This is a genomic window from Nonomuraea sp. NPDC049309, from assembly GCF_043196965.1.
Classification (GTDB): domain Bacteria; phylum Actinomycetota; class Actinomycetes; order Streptosporangiales; family Streptosporangiaceae; genus Nonomuraea; species Nonomuraea fastidiosa.
The window spans coordinates 245686-268300 of sequence record NZ_JBICSH010000001.1 but is presented as its reverse complement, the minus strand read 5'-3'; the positions used below and the strand labels follow the sequence as shown (position 1 = coordinate 268300).

The following is a 22615-nucleotide window of genomic DNA, read 5'->3' as shown; positions in this document are numbered from 1 at the left end:
CGATCACCGACACGACCTACACCTGGCGCTGAGGGATGGGCTTGATCGCCCTGAGGATCGGCTCCTCGACGAGCCGCTTCATCCGCTCGGAGCCGGGCCCAACGGTCGCCGGACACCGCGAACCGACCCGATGCCCCTTCAACTCACAAGTGCCGACGCTCGGGGAACGGTCCACCCACCGCCTACGCCTTCCGGGCCTGGGCGGCGATACGGCGGCGGGCCTTGGCCTTGTCCGGCGCCGGCAGCGCGTCGGCCGCCTCCAGCCGCGGCAGCAGGCCCGGCTCCGAGGTCAGCGCGCGGAAGACCAGCTCGACGGTCACGTCATGAGCGGGACGGTGGACGATCTCGACCGCGTCACCGGCGCGGATCTCGCCGGGTGAGATCACGCGCAGGTACGCGCCCGGCCGCGCCGCCTGCGTGAACCGCTTGATCCAGCCCTTCTCCCGCAGCCAGCCCTCGAAGGTGCCGCAGGGGATGCGCGGGCACGACACCTCGAGAACGACGTCCGGGCCGATCCGCCAGCGCTCACCGATGAGGGCGCCGTTGACGTCCAGGCCCTCGGTCGTGAGGTTCTCGCCGAAGACCCCGTTCGGAAGCGTCCGTCCCATCTCGGGCTCCCACGCGTCGAGGTCCTCGCGGGCGTACGCGTAGACGGCCTGATCGTCGCCCCCGTGGTGCTTCACGTCGTAGACCCGGTCACCGGCGAGGCCGACCGCGCCGGTGCCCTTGGGGCCGGGGGCGGCGACGGCGACCGGACCGTCAACCGGCCGCTTGTCGATACCCGTTGCTCGCAGCCCCTTCCACGGGTTGGGACGCGGGCGGCCGATGTTGACGGAGAGCAGTTTCATACCCCCTGACGCTACGGCCCCTCCCCCGGCGCGGGCCACTCGGTTACGTGCCGCCCGCCCGTGGTGAGGAACACCCTGCCGTGCGTCGCGCCGGCGGTGATCATGACGGTCGGCGGGCCGGCGCTGCCCGCCGGATGGGCGGCGTGCCGTCCGCGTCGTGGCCGCCGTACGGGACGAACCGGTGGTGGCTGTCGCCGGCGAGGACGGTGACGGCGGGCTGGCCGGCCGAGGCGATCGGATCGGTCGCCCCCTGCCTTTGTCCACCCCGACTGAAAATTTTGTGATCTTGAAAGTGGTCTAGTAGGGGTCATCCACCTGGACAGAAGCTGTGATCTTGCATAAGGTCGGGCCACCGCTGAAAATTTTGCCGGGCGGTCCGGTGGCAGGCCGGGCCCGCGTGAAGGGACCATGTGAACAGCGAAAACACGGCGGCCGCCAGACAGATAGTGGGCGCTCGGCTGCGCCGGCTACGGCTCGACCGTGGACTCACCTTGGAAGCCGTCGCCGGAGAAACGGGCGGCTCGGTGCCGACGCTCTCACGGATGGAGCGCGGCCAGGCCCCGTTCGAGCGGGCTTTCCTGTCCCGGCTGCTGACGCTGTACGGCGTGACCGACCCCTACCAGCAGGAAGCGCTCATCTCCGTCGCCATAGGGCGGCGGGAACCGGGCTGGTGGGACCGGCAGGCCCCGCTGGAAGAGACCGCGTTGTGGCATCACGAGCAGGCCGCGACGCTCATCCGCTCGTACGCGACGCACTTCGTGCCGGACCTGCTGCGCACGCCGGAGTACGAGCAGGCCGTGCAGCGCGCCGTGCGGTTCCCGACGCCGCCCGGCGAGGTGACGCGGGCGAAGGCCGAGAACCTGCGCCGCCGTCAGGAGAGCCGGCGGGCCCGCCTGTGGGCGGTCATCGAGGAGACGGTGCTGCGGCGCCCGCTCGGCGGCGACGTGGCCGCGCACCTCCGGCAGCTTGACGAGCTGCTCAAGGCGTCTCGCCTGCCGGACATCACCCTTCAAGTGCTTCCCGCGGACTCCGCGTTCTTGCCGCCGGAGCCGTTCACCGTGTTGCGGCTGCCGGATCAGCAGGTCATCGTGTTCCACCGCTTCGGCGGCGACGAGTTCGGCGATCTACGCGACCACGAGCGGTACGGGTTGCTGCTCGACCAGATCGCCGGCATGGCGCGCACCCCGGCCGAGTCCGTCCGCATGCTCGCTGCCATCCGTGACCACCTCCAGAAAGGGACATGACGAGTGAGTTCCCCCTTAGAAGTCGACGCCTCCAAGCCGTCGTCGGCGCGCATCTATGACTACTTCCTGGGCGGCTGTGACCACTACGCGGTCGACCGGGAGGCGGCCAAGACGTTCCTGCTGGCCGTGCCGAACGCCCGCAACGCCGCCCGCGCGACGCGCGGGTTCGTGCTGCGCTCCACCCGGGCGATCGCCGAGATGGGCATCCGCCAGTTCATCGACATCGGCTGCGGCATTCCCATCTACCCGAACGTGCACGACATCGCCCGCAAGGTGAACCCGGACGCGCGGGTCGTGTACGTCGACAACGACCCGATCGTGCTGGCGAAGGGCCGCGCGCTCCGGGACGAGCCGGGCGTGGTCACCGTGGAGGGCGACCTGCGCAAGCCGGCCGAGATCTTCGCGAACCCCGAGGTGACCGGGCTGCTCGACCTGAACCGGCCGATCGGGGTGCTGACCATCGCGGTGTGGCACTTCCTGCCCGAGGATGAGATCTACGACTATCAGGCGCAGATCCGGCAGGCGCTCGCCCCCGGCTCCTGCCTGGCACTGGCGCACGGCTGCATGGACTACGCGACCAAGGAGGAGGTGGCGAGCGCTCACGCCCTGTACCAGCACACCACGAACCCGATGCGGGTACGCACCCGCGAGGAGATCGCCCGCCTGTTCGAGGGCTTCGAGCTGATCGAGCCGGGCCTGGTGCCGTTGAACGACTGGCGACCCCGCAAGGACGACCCCTACCCGGAGAAGTCGACGGAACTGATCGCCGGCGTCGGCGTGCTGCGCGCCCGCTGAGACCAGACGTGACGGCCGTCCGGGGTGGGGTCCTTACCCGGACGGCCCGGAACAGGCGATGAGAAGGCTCCGTTCCAGGTCTCGGGGCCGACGATGCCGTCGGCCGCGACCTTGAGCGACCGTGGTCGTTGCGGCGGTCATGGCGCCGGCCATGCCGTCGACGGTGATCGTGTACCTGTGGCGGAGGGCAGCTTCCATGGACGCTACGACCCCTCCCCCGGCGCGAGCCACGGGGTTTCGCGCCGCCCGCCCGTGGTGACGAACACCCTGCTGTGTGTCTTGTCGGCGGTGATCATGGCGTTAGGCGGGCCCGCGCTGCCCGCCGGATGCACCTCGATGCGCAAGGAGGCCCGTTCGCCGCGGGCGGCGTGCCAGGCGCGGATCCGATCCGCGACGGCCCCGGCCAGCCGCTCCGCGCCGGGCCCGTACGCGCACGCGCCCAGCTCGATCATCTCCTCCCCCGCGCCGCGGCGGATCAGGTACGCGAAGCCGTCGGCGGTGTAGCAGCCCGCGCTGCCCCAGCGCCAGATCGGCTCCACCAGGCCCGCCTCCCGCGCCCCCTCCTGGGCGATCACCAGGCAGACCCGTGCCGTCCCGCCGACCAGCCAGAAGTCCAGATGCTCCGGCGACGCGTACGGCACCACCACCCCGGACCACACCAGCGACGGCGCACCCGCCAGCGCCGCCCGCAGCGCGCCGGCGTCGACCGGCTGCCCGTCGTCGACGCGCAGGCGCACCGCACCGCCGGCGTCCAGCCCCACCTGCCGTTCCTTCATCGCCGACGGGCCACGCATCGGGATGAACCCGCACACCACGATCGACACGCTCCGCCACACGTCGCCGTCGAGCTCCAGCGCCACCGACCGGGTGATGCCCCGCACCCGCAGCGGCACGACGAGCCGGCCTCCGGGGGCGAGCTGCTCGCGCCACGCGGGCGGCACGTCCCACGCGCCCGCCGTCACGATGATCCGGTCGTACGGGGCGTTCCCGGCATGGCCGGCCGCGCCGTCGCCGTGCACGACCTGGACCCGCTCGTATCCGGCCGCGGCCAGGCCGCGCCGGGCGCCCTCCGCGATGCCGGCGTCGATGTCGACCGTGGTCACCCGCCCCTGCGGCCCCGCCAGCTCGGCGAGCAGGGCGGCGTTGTAGCCGGTGCCCGCGCCGATCTCCAGGATGCGGTGGCCGGGCCGGACATCGAGCTGCTCCAGCATCTCCGCCACCGTCCCGGGGGCGGACGCACAGCTGATCGGCCTGCCGGTCTCGTCCCGGTGCGTGACGACGACGCCGCTCGCGTACGCCTCCTCCAGCGACGCCTCCGGCACGAAGACGTGCCGCGGCACGGCCCGCATCGCCGCCTCCACCCGCGCCGACGTGACGGCACCCCAGGTGACCAGACGATCGACCATCTCGTCACGCAAAGTGTCGGCGACCATGTGCGGAGCGTACAACTCCGGTGGGCGGCCGTCACGTTCGGAAGCGGTCCCGAGACGGAGAGATCAGGCTGCCCGGGTGACTCGATCAGCGGACGCACCGTCCACCGGGAACCGCCGGATCCCGGCCATGGCCCTGCTGGTGGCGTTATGCGCGGTGAGTGCGTGCGGCGCGCAGGGCGGCGGCAGAAGCGTCTCCGCCCGCATCGCCGGGCACCTCCACGCGGACCTGCCGGGGCCGGAGCGCGCCCGGCGCATCCTGGAAGAGCTCCTCCCCCTGGACGGCGAGCGCCGCGTCGAGGTGGACGTGTGGCTCGCCTGCCTGCTGCGCTCACGCGTCGACAAGTCCTTGGCGGAGCCGCACCGCAACGCCTGGGCGGCCGAGCGCCACATCTGCCGCCTCGCCATCGCCTCCTGCCACGGCCTGCCCATGCCCGGGCTCGGGCAGGAGCTCGCCGGCGCCGGGCTGAAGCGGCAGGCCGCGCGGCTCCCCGTGTTCATCGACGGCCTGACCCTGCAGACGGCGACCTCCCCGGCCCGCTTCACCCCGGACGGCATCCGGGCGGCCGTCGCCGAAGAGCAGCGCCTGGTGACGGGATGGCCGCCCCTCCCGGCTTTTATGTCATTTTTCGGGGGTCGTTGATTGTCTAGCGCACGTTGCGTTGATCGACTTCCGAGGGAGCGACGTGAAGGTTAAGGCCGTACTGACCGCTATGACCGCGTTCGTGTGCATGTCGGCGCTCGCGCCGGCCGCGTCCGCGAGCACCACGCCGCCCGACCCGGCTCCGGGCGGGCCGCAGCGCCCGTACGAGCCGGACGTCGAAGGCACCCGCAACCTCGACTCGCTCACCGTGACCGCGACCCGAGGCCCCGGGCGCGGCGTGACGATCGCGTTCGACCGGCGCAGCAGGGCCGAGACGGGGCAGGTGCCGGCGGGGCCGCGCCGCTTCGTCTTCCTGTTCGACCGTACGGTGCGCTTCAACCCCGAGGCGTTCCCCGCCTGCCCCCGCAGCGTCATCGAGGAGCGGGGCGTGGACGCCTGCCCGAAGGGGTCGCAGATCGGCGGCGGGCAGGGGCAGACCGCGGACGGCAGGACGCAGGAGGTGTACGCCTTCAACACCAGGCTCGGCGACGGCCCGGGACTGCTGGTGGTGATCCCGGACACCGGCGTGATCCTGGAGCAGACCCTGGAGCGCGTCTCGGCCCCGTACCGCAAGGACTACCGGTGGGCCTGGGACGAGATCGTCCCGCCCACGTCCGTGCCGCCGCAGGACCGGGCGGGCACCACGCGGTTCCAGCTCTCGTTCGGCGCCACCATCGAGCACAAGGGCCGCACGGTCGGGTTCGCCGAGACCACCGCGAAGCCTGGCGACGTGCTGTCGTTCGGGCTGTGGAGCGAGTTCGTGACCGGCCAGGTCGTCCTGCCCACCGACCGGACGAGGCTCACGAGCGGCCGGTGACCCCCGCGCGCCGACGGCCGATCGGGGCGTGCGCGGCGTGGCGTTCGCCCGGTGATGGCAGACTCGGCGCGGGACGTCGTGCAGCACATCATCGACATGCACGACGTGGTGCTGCGCGGGCTCGGCCGCACGCCCCGCACGGCGCCGCCGGTGGCCGGGGACACGGTGCCGAGCGACGCGGCTGCTCGGCTTCATCGGCCGCGACCCGCGCTGGTCCGCCTGACCGGTCTCGCTCATGTGCCGCCTCCGCCCGCGCTCAGGAACTCCGCGATCAGCGCGTTGACCTCGTCAGGACGCTGCCGGTTCGACCAGTGCCCGACCCCTTCCAGCAGCTCGAACCGGGCGCCGGGGATGAGCGCGGCCGCGGCCCTCGTCCGGTCAGGCCGCACGCCCACGTCCTTGTCCCCGTGGATGAGCAGCACCGGGCAGGTGATCTCGTGCAGGCGGGGGCGCAGGTCCACGCGCATGCGGAACGGGCCGATGGAGTCGTTCTGCCAGTCTGAGGAGCCCGCGCCGCCCGCCCGTACCTCCTCGACGATCTCGTCCACGACCTCGTCGAAGTCCGGCACGGGCCCCGCGAACAGCGCCCGGCGCGCGAACGCCGCCACCTGCCTCCGCGTCCTGAGCATCACGCCCGGCAGCGTCCTGTGGAGCAGCGGCAGCTTGGCGGTGAGCCACAGGAGCTGGTGCACGACGGGCGGGAACGACAGGATCCCGGCAGGAGCGAGCGCCACCAGCCGGTCCACGCGTTCCGGATGCTCGATGGCGGTGGCCAGCGCGAGCGCCCCGCCCTGCGACAGCCCGACCAGGGCGGCCGAGCCGAGACCGAAGTGATCGAGGACGTCGGTGACGCAGCGCAGCATCCGCTCGTGCGTGGCCCGGCCCTGCCACGGGCGGCTCTTGCCCTGCTTCGGCCAGTCGGGCGCGAGCACGAAGTGGTCCGCCGCCAGGACGGGGATGAGCCGCCGCCAGCTCAGCATCGCGTTGTCCACGCCGGCCCCGCTGAGCAGCACCACCGGCGGCGCACCCGGATCGCCCGCGACGTGGACGTGCAGGCGCCCCTCGGGAAAGGTCAGGTACGTGCTCACGTGGCCTTGCGCTCCTCCCAGCGCCGCCACATCGCCGGCAGCTCCCCTTCGAGGAAGCGGTAGAGCTCGTGGACGTTCTCCAGCCGCTTGCGCCGCTCGGGGTCGCCGTCGCCCAGCACCCGCAGCCCTTCCTCGGTGATCGCGCGGAACGCCGCCGTCTTGGCGTAGCGGGCGGCCAGCATGCGGCTCCACCCGTCGGGGGCGATGCGGAAGTACTCCTGCCGCTCGCCCCGCCGCCGCACCCCCTCCACCAGGCCGCTGGGCGTCAGGAGCCTGGTGGCGCTGCTGATCGAGCTGCGGCTGACCCGCAGCACCTCGGCGAGCTGGGCGGCGGTCTGCTCCGGCGGGTCGCAGATGAGCAGCCAGCCGATCACGCGGCCCGCGATCAGCGGCATGCCCTCACGGGAGAAAAAGATCGCGACGTCGTCGACGAACTCGAGCTCGGCGTCGGTGGGGGTGTCCTCCATGCGGCAAGATTACGGTTATTGCAGTAATGACTGCAATAACCGTAATCTGATCTCAGATGCAGACGACGATCTTGCCGCGCGTGCGCCCCCGCTCGGCATGGGTATGCGCCGCCGCGATCTCTTCCATCGGGTACGTGCGCTCGATGCGCGGCGTGTACCGCCCCTGCCCGCCGAGCCGGGCCGCCTCGACCAGCAGCGAGGAGTCGTTCTCCGCGTTGATCACCCGCACGCCCAGACGCTGCGAGTTGGTGAAGTCCGCCACCGTCGTCACCCGCTCGGGACCGCCCGCGATCGCGACAAGATCATCCAGTGACCCGGACCCCACGGCGTCCAGCACGACATCGACCCCACTCGGAGCCAGGCGGGCGACCCGCTCGGCCAGGCCCGGCCCATAGGTGGTGGGCACAGCCCCGAGCTCTTCGAGGAGCGCGTGATTGCGCTCGCTGGCCGTCCCGATGACAGTGGCACCCCAAGCGACCGCGATCTCAACCGCCGCACTGCCCACGCCCCCGGACGCCCCCTCGATGAGGATCGTGCGTCCCCGCAGCGGGCCGAGCGCCTTCATGCCGCGCATGGCGGTGACGGACGCCAGGCCGGCCGCGGCGGCCTGCTCGTCGCTCCACGCAGCAGGCGCATGCGCCCACGCCGACAGCACGACCAGCTCGGCCGTCGCCCCGGTCACGCCGCCCAGCCCGAAGACGCGATCCCCGACGCTCACCCCCTCGACGCCCTCACCGACCTCGTCCACCACTCCGGCGGCGTCCCGCCCGGGAATCGCCGGCAGCTCGACGGGCAGCACATCGTGGACCGTTCCCGACCGCACCTTCCAGTCGACCGGATTGACACTGGCCGCCGTGGCGCGGACCCGTACCTCGCCCGGCCCCGGATGCGGGTCCGGCACCTTCTCGACCACCAGGGTCTCCACACCGCCGTACTCGTGATAGCGAACTGCACGCATGACGAAACCGCCCTTCCTTACGTTCGGGATGGATGTCTCGGCGACCGCCGAGGCCCTTACGCTAAAACCTGACGTCGGCGTCAGGGGCAAGTCGATCCGGCAGGGGAAACGCAGGTGATCTCGTTCCAGCCCTCGTCACCCGCCGGCTGTCCGGCCCGGCCCGCCGGAGCGGCACCCACCTGGCCCACCGGTGGCTGGAGGCGTTCCAAGATCGCCCGCTCACGCTGCTGAGAGCAGATCCGCCCCAGGCAGATCCGGTCGGTCGGGCCCCTGAGCGCCGCCCATGATGGACGCATGAGCGAAAAGACAAATGTCCCGCTGTTCAACCAGCGCATGCGGCGCGAGCTCTACGAGCAGCGAGTTCTCGTTCTCGACGGCCCTCTGGACGACGACAACGGCACTTTGCTCGCCACGCAGATGATGGCGCTCGCCACCCAGGACCCGTCGGCCGAAATCGCTTTGTGGATTCACTCCCCCGGCGGCTCGGTCCCCGCCATGCTCGCCATTCGCGACATCATGCGGCTCATTCCCTGCGACGTTTCCACGCTCGTCCTCGGAATCGCCTACAGCGCCGGGCAATTCCTGCTGTCGTCCGGAACCAAGGGCAAGCGCCGCGCCCTGCCGCACTCGCGCGTCCTGATGCACCAGGGCTCGGCGGGCATCGGCGGCACGGCTGTCGACATCGAGCTGCAGGCCGGCGACCTGCGGCATACGCGCGACACGGTGCTCGGCCTCATCGCCGAGGACACCGGCCAGCCCTTCGAGCGGATCTTCGAGGACTCGCTGCACGACCGCTGGTACACGGCGCAGGAAGCACTCGACTACGGCTTCATCGACTCCATCGTGCAGAGCTTCGACGAAATCGCCCCCCATAACCGCCATAAGCCCGGATTCAGCGTCACCGAAGGAGCGGAAAAGTGAGCTCGTACACGATTCCGAACGTCATCGCGCAGAATCCGCGCGGCGAGCGGATCATGGACGTCTACTCGCACCTGCTCACCGAGCGGATCGTTTATCTCGGCACCGCCATCGACGCGGGCGTCGCCAACACCATCATCGCCCAGCTCATTTTCCTGGAGGCGGACAACCCCGACGCGGAAATCCAGTTCTACATCAACTGCGAGGGCGGGGATCCGAGCGCGATGCTCGCCATTTACGACACCATGCGCCACATCCGCCCGCGCGTTTCGACGACCTGCGTGGGTCAGGCGGTGGCGGTCGGCGCGGTTCTCCTCGCCGCGGGGGCCGAGGGGAAGCGCGCCGCACTCCCCCACGCCCGCGTCATCCTGCACCAGCCGGCCGCCCAGGGCCGCGGGGCGATCCCCGACCTAATCCTGCAGGCCGACGAGGTCGTACGGGTCCGCGCCGACATCGAGAACATCCTGTCCCGGCACACCGGCCAGACCGTCGAGACGCTGCGCGCCGACACCGACCACGACCGCGTGTTCACGGCGGCCGCGGCCCTGGAGTACGGGCTCATCGACGAGATCCTCGGCGAACGCCGGTAAGCGAGCCAGGCCGGGTGACCACCCTGCCGGGCCGCGTGGCTCGCCGGACTGTGCGGCCGCCCTGCCGAGCCGGGGAGCACCACAGGGCCGCGCGACCACCGCTCCGGGGCCGCGCGAACCTGCCGGGCCGCGCGAACCTACCGGGCCGCGCGAACCTACCGGGCCGCGCGAACCTACCGGGCCGCGCGAACCTGCCGGCCGCTACGCCGCCAGCGCGTACGCGGCCGAGCAGACGGCGTTGTAGCGCGCGCCGGCCTTCGCAGCTCGCACCGCACGGAGCTGAGCCGCACGGAGCTGAGCCGCACGGAGCTGAGCCGCGCGGACCTGGCCGGACCGCACCGCGCTGACCTGTGCGGTGCGCACCTCGACGGCCTGCGCGGACCGCACCCGGTCAGCGACCGCGAGGGTCAGATCGACCAGCGTCACCTCCAGCGCACCGGCGACCGCGGCGATCATCTCGCTCGACGGCTCTTTGACACCGCGCTCCATCTCGGAGAGGTACTGCGGCGAGACCCCGGCGCGCGCCGCCGTCTCGCTCAGCTTCTCGCCCCGCTCCCGGCGGAGGCTCCGCAGGCACTCACCGAGCACCTCCCGCCACAGCGGCTCACGCGCCGGGGCGGGCTTGTCGGCGGCCCGATCGGCCTGGGGGCGTGGCGACGAGACGGACGCCGGATGCTGGATGGAGGTGGCCATACCCCACACGATAGGGAGACGACACGGTCACGTCCCGCTCACTTCGCGCACAGCGGAACCCCCGCCCCGGCCACCTCCATCCGGCGGCCACGCGGGAGCCGGTGATCCGTAACAGGGAGGCCCACCGCGCCATGTGCTTCCCAGGCGTTGCTGGACGGCGCCCCTCCGGAGCGGAACACTTGATCGTCGAAGCACGGCGCCTGATCATCGCGGGCGCTCACCCCTGCTTCACCCCGACCCGCCCGTCTCTTCGCGTCCCGGCCGCGAGCCGGAGGGACCGTTCTTCTTGGAGCGCCAGTGATCAGTAAGCAGCAGGCAGCGGAGGCCGTCCGATACGCCAAGGCGCGGACCGGCATCACCTGGGAACAGCTCGCCCAGGCCATCGACCGCCCGGTGGTGTGGACCACGGCGGCGCTGCTCGGACAGCATCCGATGAGCAAGGAGGAGGCCGCCACGGTGACCTCCCTGCTGGAGCTGGACGAGGAGGTCGCGTTCGCCCTGCAGATGCAGCCCACCCGGGGGGCGCTCGATGCCGCCGTCCCGGTCGATCCGACCATCTACCGGCTGTACGAGGTCATCCAGGTGTACGGGCCCGCCATCAAGGAGCTGATCCACGAGCAGTGCGGCGACGGCATCATGAGCGCCATCAACTTCCGCCTGGACGTCAAGCGGGTCCCCGACCCGTCGGGCGACCGGGTCGTCATCACCATGGACGGCAAGTACCTGCCGTACCAGTGGTGACCGCGGGCCGGTGACAACGGCCGCACACGGCGGACACGGGTGAGGCGGCGGGCGCGATCCGCCGCCCCACCGCACCGTTCCGTCAGGCGGCCACCGCGTAGATGAGGTCGCCTGACCGCTCGAACGGGACGGACTTGCCGTCGAGCAGCACCGTGGTGACGCCGGCCGGGGCGGCGATGCCGATCGCCTTGGCGGGGTCGGTGCTCGCGGTCAGCCCGGTGCCGTCGATGCGGACGGTGCCGTCCGCGTCAAAGGTCACCGACAGGTCCTCGATCGGGACGGGCGATTCGATCACGGTCGCGCCGCCGCGGGTGACCGTCGAGCCGTCCACCACCACGATGGAGCCGGCGTCGGCGTACAGCAGCTTGCCGTCGAAGGTGTAGGCGCCGAACGTGCGCTTCGCCTTCGTCGTCCACGACTTGTAGTAGACGCCGGAGCCGCCGTTCAGGCCGAGCGCCGTCGCCTGGTACGTCGGGGTGCCGCTGACCGTGAGGCGGGTCACGGTCGCGGACGTGTCGGCCGCGCCCTTGGACGGCACCAGGAGGGTGTCGAACGTGGTCTGCCCGGCGACCGTCTTGACGTAGGAGGCGTACTCGGCGTCCTGCACCGCGTACAGCTCCGACGCGTAGTAGCCGGTGCGGAGCTGGGCGGTGAGCCGACCCGGATCGGCCGGGACGACGGTGAGGTTCGCGCCCGTCGCGAAGCCGGTCACGGTCGCCTTCGTGCCGGAGCGGAGGGACGGGCTCGCGTCGGAGGCGAAGTGCCAGTTCTGCTCGTAGCGGTGCGTGGCGGTGTCCGCCGGCTTGAGCCGGTCGGAGACCACCCACAGCCCGGAGTGGAGCGCGAGGACGGACCGCTCGTGGCGGGCGCCCGCCGAGCCGTCGGTGTAGCCGCCGATGAGGTCGAAGGCGTCGTTGATGACCATGTTCGTGATGGCGCCGGCGGCCGTCGAGCTCTGCGGGCGGTCGTCGATCTCGATGGTGTTGTGCGCCTCGGTGGTGTGCCGCAGCCAGTCCGAGCGGGCGTCCTCGCTGTAGGTGTAGGCGCCCATGTCGGGCAGCAGCGGCCGGCCGTACGCGTACGCGGTGATCGCCAGCTCGTCGGGGTGGGCGTGGTTGCCGCGGTCGGCGTTGATCCGCAGGTGGGTGTCGCCGGCGTCCCAGCCGGAGCGGGAGATCGCGACCCGGGTGTCCGGGTAGAGCGCGGAGGTGTGCGCCGGTTTCTCGCCTGATGCGCCGGAGGTGCCGGCGTAGCGGAGCTCGGGGTCGCCGGTGAGCTCGCCGAGTTCGGCCAGCACGCTGCGCATGTCCCGCGCGCCGCTGTCGCCGTAGGTGGTGCCGTGGCCGTTCGGGTAGGTCTGGTCCATCAGGAAGCGGCCCAGCGTGGCGAGCCTGGCGGTGGCGGCGGCGGGGAAGGTGAGGCCGTTGCGCCGCATGAGGGCGATCACGTCCACGTACTGCCGCAGGTAGTTGCGCAGGTAGCCGTCCGTGGCCTCCTTATAGCCGCCGTCGGCGTACATCGACTCATCGAGATGGGAGGCCAGGAAGGCGACGGCGTCCTCCCGCCACGCGGCCGACGCGGTGAACTCCGGGAAGTAGACCGCGGCGTGCAGCAGCGCGATCTTCTGCGTCTGCATCTTGTTCGGGCTCTGGTTGACGTTCGTCCGCAGGTACAGGCCGGAGCGGTTCATCGTCTTGAGGATCGCGGCGTTGGCGTCGGGGGTGAGCGACGGGCTTTTGCGCAGGATCTCGTACGCGGCGAGCCAGTTGTCCAGGCGCCGCGCCACGTGCACGTTGCCCGGGTACGAACCGGCGCCCTGGTCGGAGTCGTAGCCGTCGGCGTCCTCGATGAAGTCGGTCATCAGGCCGATGAGCGTGCGCGCGTGCTCCTCGTCCGCCGTCTTCTCGTACTCCAGGGCCAGCGGACCGGCGAAGGAGAAGCGGGGCAGCTGGTACAGGTACTCCTTGTCGGCGCCCGCGGGGCGCTTCCAGTCGAAGCCGCCGGGGTCGCCCTCCCAGGAGTAGGTGTTCTGCACCGTGTTGTTCCAGGTGCGGGTGGCCTCGTCGAACGTCTCGGCGTTGCCGAACAGCATGACCTTCGTGGCGGTGTCGGCCGTGCCGGTCAAAGTCAGCTCCGCCTTCTGCACGCCGGTGACGCCGCTGAGGTCGAAGCCCAGGTACGCCTTGCGCGTCTCGCCGGTGAACGGCCCTTTGCCCTGGTCGCTGACCTGCATGACGTACTTGTCGCCGTACGCCCGGTCCGGGTACGCCGCCCAGATGTAGGTGTCGTGCGCGGGGTGCAGGGACTTGACCGTGCCGTCGGCCAGGGTCAGGCGCAGCTCGGGCTTGCCGGAGGAGGAGCCTCTGCTGTTGACGCGGGCGATCACGCCGTCCTTGTGGCGGCTCATCAGGAAGAACCCGGGCTTGCCCGCGGTGACGCTGCTCGTGACGTCCGCCGTGACCGTCTTCTCCCCGGGGCCGAACGTCAGCGTGGTGAGGTACGTCTCGCCGTCGCCCAGCGTCCAGATGTGATCGGCGGTCAGCTCCACCGCGCCCGGCCAGGTGGTGTGCGAGAACGCGCCCGCCTCGATGGGGTCGCGCCCGCGGTAGTAGTCCAGCAGGCGCTGCTTGGCCAGCGCGTAGTCACCCGCCTTCACGGCGGTCTCCACGGGCGTCAGCCCGTCGGCGTACGCGTAGTCGAGCCGCGGCGCGGTCGTCCAGCGTCCGGAGCTCCACGCGCCGAAGAAGGCCGCGTCGGACAGGGCGGCCGCGGCGGCGGGCGGAGCCGGGGCGGCCGGAACGAGTAACGCGGCGAGCAGCACCAGCACAGCGAGCCGCGCGAAGAAGGCAGACATGCCCACCACCGTAGAGAAAGGCGGCACGTGAGGCCATCCGCGATCGTGGCTCCGCACCCGGATACACATAAAGCGCGAATTGCCGGATTTGCCGGAAATGGTCGCGCTGTTTTCCGCTCTCTCAGGTGAACACCGGTATTATGCCGCCCGCCGTCATCCCATGGAACGTTCTCTGGAAAGCCCCAATGGACCCTCGACTTATCGCCTTCATCGCGATCGCCGCCACCCTGATTCTCGTCGGCATTCTGCTGCATTTTCAGCGTAGGCGTGGGCCGGAGCAGCCGACTAAGCATCTCTTGGAAGTCGGTTCTTTCATCGCCGGCATTGCGAGCGCATTGGCCGCAATCCTGTTCCCCTTGTTGAGCGCCCCCACTTCCGCGTCGCAGCCGCCGAGTGCCGAACCGCCCACGAGCGCTCCGGCAAGCACGCCGCCGACACCGATAGCTCCTGATACCCCGGGTGCGACAAGTACTCCCGAGCCCGCAGCACCGTATGTCGAGGAGCACCGGGACATCCCGTTCACCATCCGCACCGCGCACGACGGTCGCAATTGCGACCCGTACATCTCGATCGACTTCGACGGCGGCCTCAGCGCCGACCGGCCCATCACCACCCGGATCGTCGACGAGGACGAGCTCACCACCGCTCAACGGGAAGCGGGCGACATGTTCTACGTGACCTGCTCCAACGCCGAACTCCGCGCCTCCCAGAACGCCTCCGTCGGCCTCCTCCGCGACGGCAAGAACGCCACCCCCGAACAATGCGCAGCCGCCGCCTCCGCCTCCTCCCTCGGCAACCTCGACATCACCAAAGACGCACACCCCGACGACATCGGCTTCACAGAAGGCTCCGCCATCTGCGCCCTCACCCCCGACAACCGCCTGGCCCGCGCCACCATCACCAAAATCACCTACAACGCAGGCATCGGCAACCGCATACCGACCGTGGAATTCTCGCTGTCCACCTGGACCATCGGCGGATCCGGATGAGGAGCGGCCGTGCGCCCTCGTTCCGCCAGGCGGCCGGCGACTGCTCATCATCGGGGCCACGGTAGTGGATGTCCGCTTCACGGGGCGGCGGCCGTATGAAGCGGACATGACGGTTCTCGCGAAACGGCGGCAGAACGCGTGAGTCCTCCCCGCTGCGGGCGACGCGGCGGGAAGGACTCATGAAGGCGCCGGTACTACGCGGGCCGGACGGTGAACGTGGTGCGGGTGCCGGGGCCGGTGTTCTGCTGGTGGAAGCTCATGGTGACGCGTCCGGTCCAGCCCGGCGGGGCGAGGTCGGGCAGGTCGACGGTGAAGTCGGAGAAGTCGGGGACGTGGATGACCTCATCGGCCTGCCGCTTGGTGCCCCAGGGGACAGGGGCGGATCGGGTGCTGGTGTAGAGGCCGCCGTGCAGGAGTACGCCCTTGGTGTAGCCGGAGGCGGTCTCAAAGTCGATGCGCACGCCATGCAGGCTGTTGGCGTCGAGGCTCTGGAAGGTGCCGGTGCTCTCGGCGCGGATGCGCAGCGTGTCGGGCAGGTCGGTGGCGACGACGCCGGCGGCGGCGTCGGCCCAGGTCTCGGTGCCCATGCCGATCTCGGCGGTCCAGGTACGGCGGTCGAAGCCGGCGTAGCTCTTCTTGCCGTGGTTCGGCATGTACTGCAGGTCGCGTACGACGGTGCCGACGTCGACCGGGTCGAGGGACGAGGTGCCGGTGCCGTCCTCGGCCTCGAGGTAGACGATGCCGTGGTCGGGGATGGTGCCGGACCAGGTGAGGCCGGCGGTGGAGACGCCGAGCTGCTGCTCGACGGGGGTGAGGGTCTCGCTGGCGGGGTTGTCCTCGTAGCTGGCGTGCTCGGCGTCGATGCGGTAGACGCGGAAGTTCCCGCTGGCGAAGGGCACGTTGTCCAGCGCGGCGGTGACGTCCTGGGCGGTGCCGGAGGTGTTCCACAGCAGCACGCCGGCCTTGTGGGAGTCGGAGGAGGCCAGGCCGTCGACCGCGCCGTCGATGGCGAGCTGTTTACGGGCCACGGGCATGTCGGCGTACAGCTTGAAGGCGTTGTACGAGGCCCGCACGTGCCCGTCGCGGTCGAGCAGCCCGATGACGTCGCAGGTGGTGGGGCAGACCGGGTCCTGGAACTGCGCCCATTCGACGTGGGTGATCCACGGCTTGGCCAGCAGCGCCTTGAAGCTCTTCAGCAGCTCGGCGGCCCCGCGGTGGGTGATGACGTCGGTGGGCACGGTGAAGTCGTGTGACCAGTTGTACTCGTTGAGGTTGTCGTCGACGGTGGCCATCCGGTACGCGGTCAGGCCGGAGTCGGTGGCTCCCTGGTAGTTGTCCTCCAGGCTGCCGTCGGTGGCGTCGGTGTAGGCGTGGAAGGAGAAGCCGTCCAGCGGCAGGTCGTCGGCGAGCACGCGGTCGACGAACGCGGTCTTCCAGCCCACGCAGCACAGCGCCGGGCCCTCGACGTAGGCGTCCGGGTCGGCGGCGCGTATGGCGCGGGAGGCGTCGCGGTACAGGTCGAGGTACTGCTCCTGGGTGCCGGTCCAGAACACGCCGGGCAGGTCGGGCTCGTTCCAGATCTCGTACGAGCCGGCGCGCCGCCCGGTCTCCTTCCAGTGGGCGGCGAGGGCGGGCACGATCTTCGTGGCCCACACGGAGGGGTCCGTGGGCGGGTCGTTCCAGTCGCCGCCGGGCGGCTTGAGGATGCCGGGCGTGTACGTCAGCGCGGGCACCGGCTGGGCCCCGGCGTCGTGGATGAGGTCGGCGAGCCGGTCGATCTGCTCGAAGTGGTACTGCGGGTCGTCGGGCGAGCCGGTGACCATGGGGGTCCAGTCGTGCTGCTCGTTGCCCCACATGGTCTCCCAGCGCACCCGTGCCGGCCGCAGCGCCGCCATCTTGGCGGCGTCGCGCTCCCAGCGGGCCAGCGCCACGTACCCGCTGTTGAACAGGCCGAACTTGCTCTTGATGAGCGGGTAGTCGACGGGGGTGGCGAAGTCGGCGGTGACGGTGGCGTCGGCGGCGTGGGCGGGCTGGGCGGCGAGCGACGTGCTGATCAGCAGGGCGGTCGCGACGGTGGCGAGGGTTCTTAACGGTCGTCTCATGGGTGCGGTCACCTCCGGCCGCGGATGATGCGGGCGATGGACTCGGGGTCGGCCTTGGGTTTGCGGTCCTCGGTCAGCAGTCCGTTGCGTTCCTGTCCGGTGTCGGTGAGCTGGGTGAAGCAGAACCCCGCCAGGTCGCCGGCCTCGTGCACGGCCTCCAGCAGCGCGCCGAGCCGTTCGAGGAGCTGCTCGGGCGTGTCGGCGACGCCGTAGCCGGTCCAGGTGGTGGGGTCGTCGGGGGCGTAGGTGAAGCCGCCGAACTCGCTGAGCACCACCGGCACGGCGGGCACGCCGCCGGTGAGCGCGAGCGCCCGTCCGCCGGGCCGCCCGGTGGCGACGGTGTCCTGCAGGCGGGCGGCGTAGCGGTCGCGGATGGTCTGGGGGTCGTGGGTGTAGTCGTGGACGCCGAGCAGGTCGCCGCTGACGTACTCCCAGCCGTCGTTGCCGATCACCGGCCGGCTCGGGTCGAGCGCCTTGATCAGGTGGTACAGGCCGCGTACGGCGTCGCGCTGCGCGTCCGAGCGGGCCACCTGCGGCACGCCCCAGCTCTCGTTGAACGCGACCCAGGCCACGACGCACGGGTGGCTCGCGTCCCGTTCGACGATCTCGATCCACTCGCGCGTGGTGCGGGCCAGCGAGCGTGGGCTGAACGAGTACGACGCCGCCGCGTCGGCCCACACCAGCACGCCGAGCCGGTCGCACCAGTAGAGGAAGCGGGGGTCTTCGGCCTTCTGGTGGACGCGGATGCCGTTGAAACCGAGCTGCTTGATGAGTTCGACCTCGGTGCGCAGCGCCTCCGCGCCGGGTGCGGCCAGGTGCGACTGCGGCCAGTACCCCTGCGACAGGGCCATGCGCAGCTTGTACGGCAGGCCGTTCAGCAGGAACGACCGCGCGTCGGTGCCGGCGGTCCTGAACCCGACGTAGCTGTGCACGACGTCCTCGGAGGATGCGCCGTGGACGGTGACGGTCGCCTGGCACAGGGTCGGCTGCTCGGGCGTCCACTGCAGATGGTGCGGCTCGGCGTCGTGGTCGCCGTCCTGCACGACCAGGCGCGTACGCAGGCGGGCGCCGGTGACGGTGACGGTCTGCTCGGCCAGCACGCGGCCGTCGAGCTCCAGCCGTACCGACACCTGGACGGGACCGGCCGTGCGGCGGGCCAGCCGCAGGTCCAGGTCCACCTCACCCGGCGTGCCGGTGGGCGTCCAGCGCAGGTGCTCGACGTGGTCGGCGGGCACCTCCTCCAGCCAGACCGGCTGCCAGATGCCGCTGGTGCGCTCGTACCAGATGACGTGCGGGCGCTCCTGCCAGTCCTGCTTGCCGCGCGGCTGCTCCAGGTCGTGCGGGTCGTCGACGGCGCGGACGACGATCACCTGCCGGCCGTCGGCGGACAGCGCGTCGGTGATGTCGGCGCCGAACGGGGTCTGGCCGCCCTCGTGGGAGGCGACGTGCTCGCCGTTCACCCACACGTCGGCCCGGTAGTCGACGGCGCCGAAGCGCAGCATCACCCGCCGGCCCGCCTGCGGCGGCGCCACCTCGACGGTGCGGCGGTACCACAGCACCGGGTGGTAGCCGGTGTCGCCGATGCCGCTGGCCGGGGACTCCGGCGGGTAGGGCACCGTGATCGTCTGGTCGAACACGTCATCGCGGCGCTGCCAGTGCTCGGCGAGGCCGACGTCGCCGTCGTCGTAGGCGAACCGCCAGTCGCCGCCGAGGTCCCGCCAGTCGGCGCGGGCCAGCAGCGGGCGCGGATGATGGTCGTGCAAGGGCGTGGGCACGGTACTCCTTAAGGTCCCCGATGATGCGCTGGTGAAGGTGGTCAGGTGAGGGTGACGACGGCGAAGGCGTGCTCGGGCGCGTCGCGCAGCGCGACCGTGACGCGCGCCCGGCCCGGCTCGGCGGCGAGCCCGGTGAGGTCCACGGTCTGCAGGCCCTGTTCGTCGAGGTAGAGCTCGCGGCTCTGCCCGAGGCCGCCGTCGATGCGGACGACGAGCCGCCCGCCGCTGATGTCCGCGCCGCCGGCGTCGGTGAGCCGCCCCGTGACGGTGATCGTCTCGCCGCAGCCCTCCAGGTCGGCGGCGATGACGGGCACGGCGTGCGGGTCGGTCGCGGTGCCGAGGCGGAAGGTGGTGGTGGCCTCCTCCAGGTCGGCCCACGCGGTCGTGGTGCGGGCGATGTAGCGGTGGCGGACCCGGCGGACGGTGCCGGCGGGGGCGGGCCGAGCGGTCTGGGCGGCGGTGCCGGTCGCCTCCAGCAGGGCGACGCCGCCGCGGGGCAGCTCCAGGTCCCAGTAGCGCTCGGCGGGCAGGCGCTCGGCCTCCGCGCCGTCGTGCCCGTCGTCGATCCTGCGCAGCGCGACGCTCTCGTACGTGCCCTCGCCCAGGTCGAGGCGGACTCGCACGGCGCGCGGCGAGCGGTTCCACACGGCCACGCACAACCGGCCGGGCTCGACGCCGGCCAGGCCGCCGACCCCGGGCGGGCCGTCGATCTCCAGCACGCAGCGGTCGGTCGGCATGTTCTGGTAGAACTCGTACGCGCTCAGCACCGGCTTGCGCTCGCCGTCGATGGTGACCATGCCCGAGTAGTTGCCGTGGCCGCTGTCGAGGAACTGCGCCCAGTTCACCTTCGTCAGCCCCGGCGCGGCGAGGAGGGCGGCGAAGTCGGCGAGCAGGGCCGCCGCCATGTGGTGGCCGTCCTGGGTGCCGCCGCGCGGATAGTGCACCGGGTAGGAGTTGTACTCGTTGAGGTGCACCTCCACGTCCGCCAGGTCGGGGCGTTCCTCCAGGTGGCGCAGCACCTTCTCCAGGGCGACCTGCACGCTGTGGGTGCCGTAGTGGTGGAAGGAGAAGAAGTCCAGCGGCAGCTTCTCCGCCCGCACGGTGTCGAGGAACGCCGGGATCCAGTGCTCGTTCGGCAGCACCATGGCCAGGGCCGGGCCGCCCACCGGGGTGTCGGGGTCGGCTTCGCGGATCGCGGGCGCGGCCGTGCGGTAGAGCTGCAGGTAGTCGTCCAGGTCGCCGCCGTAGAAGACGGCCTCGCCGGTCTTCTCGTCGCGCAGGTCGGGCTCGTTGTAGACCTCGTGGTAGCCGACCGTGACGCCGCGCTCGCGGGCGCCGGCGACGTAGGCGCGCACCATCTCCGCCCAGCCGGCGTCGTCGGCGAGGTCGCGCCAGTCGCCGCCCTCGGGCTGATAGGGGGCGGGCACGTAGCAGTACGACCAGTAGGGGCGGATGCCGAGGCCGTTGAGGAACGAGCCGATCTCGTCCAGCTCGGAGAAGTCGTAGACGAAGCCGTCCGGGGTGGGCGTGCTGATCGGCCGTTCGTAGCCGATCCACTCGGCGCCCCAGCCGATGTCGATGCGGACCGACTCCGGATGCGCGGCGCGCAGCGCGGCCTCGTCGCGGCGGTAGGTCGGGGCGTGCACGATGCCGCTGTTGAAGACGGCGAACTTCGACTTCGACAGCGGGTGGTCGGCGCGGCGGGCCGGGTGCACGCGGACGGTCGCGGTCGTGGCGGGGATCTTCACGTACAGGGGTCCCTTTCCGGGAGGAGAGCGAGAGTCAGTTGGCCATGCCGCTGAAGGCGATGCCGCGCACCACCCAGCGCTGGACGAAGACGTAGCCGATGACGATCGGCAGGGAGACGAGGGTGACGCCGGCCATGATCTCGCCGTACTGGCTGTTGTAGCGGCCGATGAGGCTCTGCAGCGCCTGGGTGAGCACCCACTGGTTCTGGTCCTGCAGGTAGATGGAGTTGACGAAGAAGCTGTTCCATAGCTGCACGAACGTCAGCAGCCCCATCGCCAGGTACGCGGGCCCGGCCAGCGGCGCCATCACCGAGAAGAACGTGCGCCAGCGGCCCGCGCCGTCGATCGCGGCGGCGTCCTCCAGCTCGCGCGGCAGTGTGAGGAAGAACTGCCGGAAGAAGAACGTGGGCAGCGCCCCGCCGAACAGCATCGGCACGATGATCGGCAGCGGGGTGTCGATCCAGTTGAGGTTGCGGAAGATGACGTACTGCGGGATGAGCGTCACCTGCGGCGGCACCATCAGCGTCAGCAGGATCACCATGAGCAGCGCCCGCTGGCCCGGGAAGGTGAAGCGGGCCAGCGCGTACCCGGCGAGCGAGCTCGACAGCAGCGTGCCCGCCGTGCCGACGACGGCGATCAGCACCGTGTTGCCGACGTACCGCCCGAAGTCCGGCAGGATCGTGAACAGGTTCGCGTAGTGCTCGAAAGTGATCGGGTGCGGGATGAGCTGGTCGGCGTCGAACATGTTCGCGTCGGTACGCAGCGACATCGACGCCGCCCACAGCACCGGCAGGATGTACAGCACCACCAGCACCGTCATCCCGGCGTGGTAGAAGCCGGTCCTGGCCCGCCTGCGCGCCCGGTGGAGGCCGGGCGCGGGCTGCGCGGCCCGCTGCGGCGTACCCGCCTTGATCGTGTCGGTGACCGTCATCACTGGCCGCCCTTCCTGGCGGCGCCCTCACCGGCGTAGAAGACCCACCGCTTGCTGAACGCCCACTGGATGAGCGTGAGCACGAAGGTCAGCAGGGCCAGCACCCAGGCGATCGCCGCGGCGTACCCGAGCCCGGACAGGCGCTCGTTGTAGTTGAACATCTGGTTGTACATGTAGAGCACCACCGTGCGCGTGGAGTCGTCGGGCCCGCCGGCCATGCCGATGCTGCCGCCCGAGGTGGTCATCGCGACCACCGGGTCGAACAGCTGCAGGGCGCCGATCAGCGAGGTGACCACGAGGAACAGCACGGTCGGGGAGATCATCGGCAGCATCACGTGGCGGAAGCGCTGCCAGGCGTTCGCGCCGTCGATCTTCGCCGCCTCCGGCAGCGCCTCGGGCACCCCGTGCAGGGAGGCGATGTAGAGCGTCATGCCGTAGCCGAGCCCCTGCCAGGTGGTGACCAGCGCGATGGCGGGCATCGCGGTCGCCGGGTCGAGCAGCCACTGCGGGCCGTCCACGCCGAACAGCTCGATCGCGGCGTTGATCGGCCCGGACTCGGTGTTGAACATCCACCGCCAGACGATGCCGACGGCGATCTGCGACAGCACGTACGGCAGGAACAGCAGCGCCCGGTAGAACGCCACCCCGCGCCGCGGCCGGTAGGTGAGCAGCGCGGCCACCAGCGACATCAGCAGGAAGCTGAGGGTGCCGGTGAAGATGAACTTGATCGTGTTCCACAGAACCTTCGGCACACGCTCGTCCTCGAGCAGGTGCGTCCAGTTCTCCAGCCCGATCCAGGTCGGCTCGGGGGCGACCAGGTCCCAGTGGGTGAACGAGTAGTACAGCGACACCCCGAGCGGGACGCCGACGAAGGCCACCAGTCCGAAGATCTGGGGCAGCAGGAACAGCAGTGCGGTGCCCGCCTCGCGGCGCCGCGCGCGGGAGCGCGGCGCCGGCGCGGGCGATGGTGCGGCTTCGGCCATC

The 22615-nt window shown here is 71.1% G+C and carries 20 protein-coding genes; 8 read left to right on the top strand and 12 right to left on the bottom strand.

Annotated elements, in window-relative coordinates:
* Positions 1-182: 182 nt before the first annotated feature.
* Entirely contained in the window at positions 183-848 is a 666-nt protein-coding gene (locus ACGFIM_RS01235; protein WP_393192671.1) for an MOSC domain-containing protein, read from the bottom strand.
* A 410-nt stretch (positions 849-1258) separates the two neighbouring features.
* Here ACGFIM_RS01235 and ACGFIM_RS01230 point away from each other — a divergent pair, with 410 nt between their 5' ends.
* The gene (locus ACGFIM_RS01230; RefSeq protein WP_393192668.1) at positions 1259-2092 is read left to right on the top strand and encodes a helix-turn-helix transcriptional regulator; all 834 of its coding nucleotides are present in this window, start codon (positions 1259-1261) and stop codon (positions 2090-2092) included.
* A 3-nt stretch (positions 2093-2095) separates the two neighbouring features.
* Positions 2096-2887, top strand: a complete 792-nt coding sequence (locus ACGFIM_RS01225; protein ID WP_393192665.1) for an SAM-dependent methyltransferase — start codon at positions 2096-2098, stop codon at positions 2885-2887.
* A gap of 203 nt (positions 2888-3090) precedes the next feature.
* Here ACGFIM_RS01225 and fxlM read toward each other — a convergent pair whose 3' ends face one another.
* On the bottom strand, positions 3091-4320 hold the full coding sequence (gene fxlM, locus ACGFIM_RS01220) for a methyltransferase, FxLD system (protein ID WP_393192662.1): 1230 nt from the start codon (positions 4318-4320) through the stop codon (positions 3091-3093).
* A gap of 76 nt (positions 4321-4396) precedes the next feature.
* Between fxlM and ACGFIM_RS01215 the strand changes: the two genes are divergently transcribed.
* Entirely contained in the window at positions 4397-4960 is a 564-nt protein-coding gene (locus ACGFIM_RS01215) for a TetR family transcriptional regulator C-terminal domain-containing protein (protein WP_393192659.1), read from the top strand.
* A gap of 43 nt (positions 4961-5003) precedes the next feature.
* Positions 5004-5777: a hypothetical protein gene (locus ACGFIM_RS01210; RefSeq protein WP_393192656.1), complete on the top strand. Its 774-nt coding sequence runs from the start codon at positions 5004-5006 to the stop codon at positions 5775-5777.
* Positions 5778-6010: 233 nt separating this feature from the next.
* On the opposite strand, the gene ACGFIM_RS01205 is transcribed toward ACGFIM_RS01210, so the two are convergent.
* The 3 genes from ACGFIM_RS01205 to ACGFIM_RS01195 are packed head-to-tail and all read right to left on the bottom strand — an operon-like array spanning position 6011 to position 8290.
* On the bottom strand, positions 6011-6865 hold the full coding sequence (locus ACGFIM_RS01205) for an alpha/beta fold hydrolase (RefSeq protein ID WP_393192653.1): 855 nt from the start codon (positions 6863-6865) through the stop codon (positions 6011-6013).
* A complete protein-coding gene (locus ACGFIM_RS01200) occupies positions 6862-7332 on the bottom strand; it encodes a GbsR/MarR family transcriptional regulator (RefSeq protein ID WP_393192650.1) in 471 nt (156 codons plus the stop codon). The genes ACGFIM_RS01205 and ACGFIM_RS01200 overlap by 4 nt, the downstream gene beginning before the upstream one ends.
* Before the next feature lie 52 nt (positions 7333-7384).
* Complete coding sequence (locus tag ACGFIM_RS01195) at positions 7385-8290, bottom strand: NADP-dependent oxidoreductase (protein ID WP_393192647.1); 906 nt, start codon at positions 8288-8290, stop codon at positions 7385-7387.
* A 294-nt stretch (positions 8291-8584) separates the two neighbouring features.
* On the opposite strand from ACGFIM_RS01195, the gene ACGFIM_RS01190 reads away from it, so the two are divergent.
* A complete protein-coding gene (locus ACGFIM_RS01190; RefSeq protein ID WP_393192644.1) occupies positions 8585-9211 on the top strand; it encodes a ClpP family protease in 627 nt (208 codons plus the stop codon).
* On the top strand, positions 9208-9798 hold the full coding sequence (locus ACGFIM_RS01185) for a ClpP family protease (RefSeq protein ID WP_393192641.1): 591 nt from the start codon (positions 9208-9210) through the stop codon (positions 9796-9798). The genes ACGFIM_RS01190 and ACGFIM_RS01185 overlap by 4 nt, the downstream gene beginning before the upstream one ends.
* Before the next feature lie 201 nt (positions 9799-9999).
* On the opposite strand, the gene ACGFIM_RS01180 is transcribed toward ACGFIM_RS01185, so the two are convergent.
* Positions 10000-10491, bottom strand: a complete 492-nt coding sequence (locus ACGFIM_RS01180) for a helix-turn-helix domain-containing protein (protein WP_393192639.1) — start codon at positions 10489-10491, stop codon at positions 10000-10002.
* Between the two features lie 297 nt (positions 10492-10788).
* Between ACGFIM_RS01180 and cynS the strand changes: the two genes are divergently transcribed.
* Complete coding sequence (gene cynS, locus ACGFIM_RS01175) at positions 10789-11232, top strand: cyanase (RefSeq protein WP_393192636.1); 444 nt, start codon at positions 10789-10791, stop codon at positions 11230-11232.
* Positions 11233-11314: 82 nt separating this feature from the next.
* Here cynS and ACGFIM_RS01170 read toward each other — a convergent pair whose 3' ends face one another.
* Positions 11315-14086, bottom strand: a complete 2772-nt coding sequence (locus ACGFIM_RS01170; protein WP_393192633.1) for a heparinase II/III family protein — start codon at positions 14084-14086, stop codon at positions 11315-11317.
* 125 nt (positions 14087-14211) lie between these two features.
* Here ACGFIM_RS01170 and ACGFIM_RS01165 point away from each other — a divergent pair, with 125 nt between their 5' ends.
* Positions 14212-15075: a hypothetical protein gene (locus ACGFIM_RS01165; protein WP_393192630.1), complete on the top strand. Its 864-nt coding sequence runs from the start codon at positions 14212-14214 to the stop codon at positions 15073-15075.
* Positions 15076-15269: 194 nt separating this feature from the next.
* On the opposite strand, the gene ACGFIM_RS01160 is transcribed toward ACGFIM_RS01165, so the two are convergent.
* The 5 genes from ACGFIM_RS01160 to ACGFIM_RS01140 are packed head-to-tail and all read right to left on the bottom strand — an operon-like array spanning position 15270 to position 22614.
* The gene (locus ACGFIM_RS01160) at positions 15270-17177 is read right to left on the bottom strand and encodes a hypothetical protein (RefSeq protein ID WP_393192627.1); all 1908 of its coding nucleotides are present in this window, start codon (positions 17175-17177) and stop codon (positions 15270-15272) included.
* An 8-nt stretch (positions 17178-17185) separates the two neighbouring features.
* Positions 17186-18952 carry a sugar-binding domain-containing protein gene (locus ACGFIM_RS01155; RefSeq protein ID WP_393192624.1) on the bottom strand — a complete coding sequence of 589 codons (1767 nt, stop codon included), beginning with the start codon at positions 18950-18952 and terminating at the stop codon, positions 17186-17188.
* Between the two features lie 41 nt (positions 18953-18993).
* Positions 18994-20700, bottom strand: a complete 1707-nt coding sequence (locus ACGFIM_RS01150) for a hypothetical protein (RefSeq protein WP_393192621.1) — start codon at positions 20698-20700, stop codon at positions 18994-18996.
* A 34-nt stretch (positions 20701-20734) separates the two neighbouring features.
* On the bottom strand, positions 20735-21631 hold the full coding sequence (locus ACGFIM_RS01145) for a carbohydrate ABC transporter permease (RefSeq protein ID WP_393192618.1): 897 nt from the start codon (positions 21629-21631) through the stop codon (positions 20735-20737).
* Positions 21631-22614 carry a carbohydrate ABC transporter permease gene (locus ACGFIM_RS01140; RefSeq protein WP_393192615.1) on the bottom strand — a complete coding sequence of 328 codons (984 nt, stop codon included), beginning with the start codon at positions 22612-22614 and terminating at the stop codon, positions 21631-21633. The genes ACGFIM_RS01145 and ACGFIM_RS01140 overlap by 1 nt, the downstream gene beginning before the upstream one ends.
* Position 22615 lies beyond the last annotated feature (1 nt).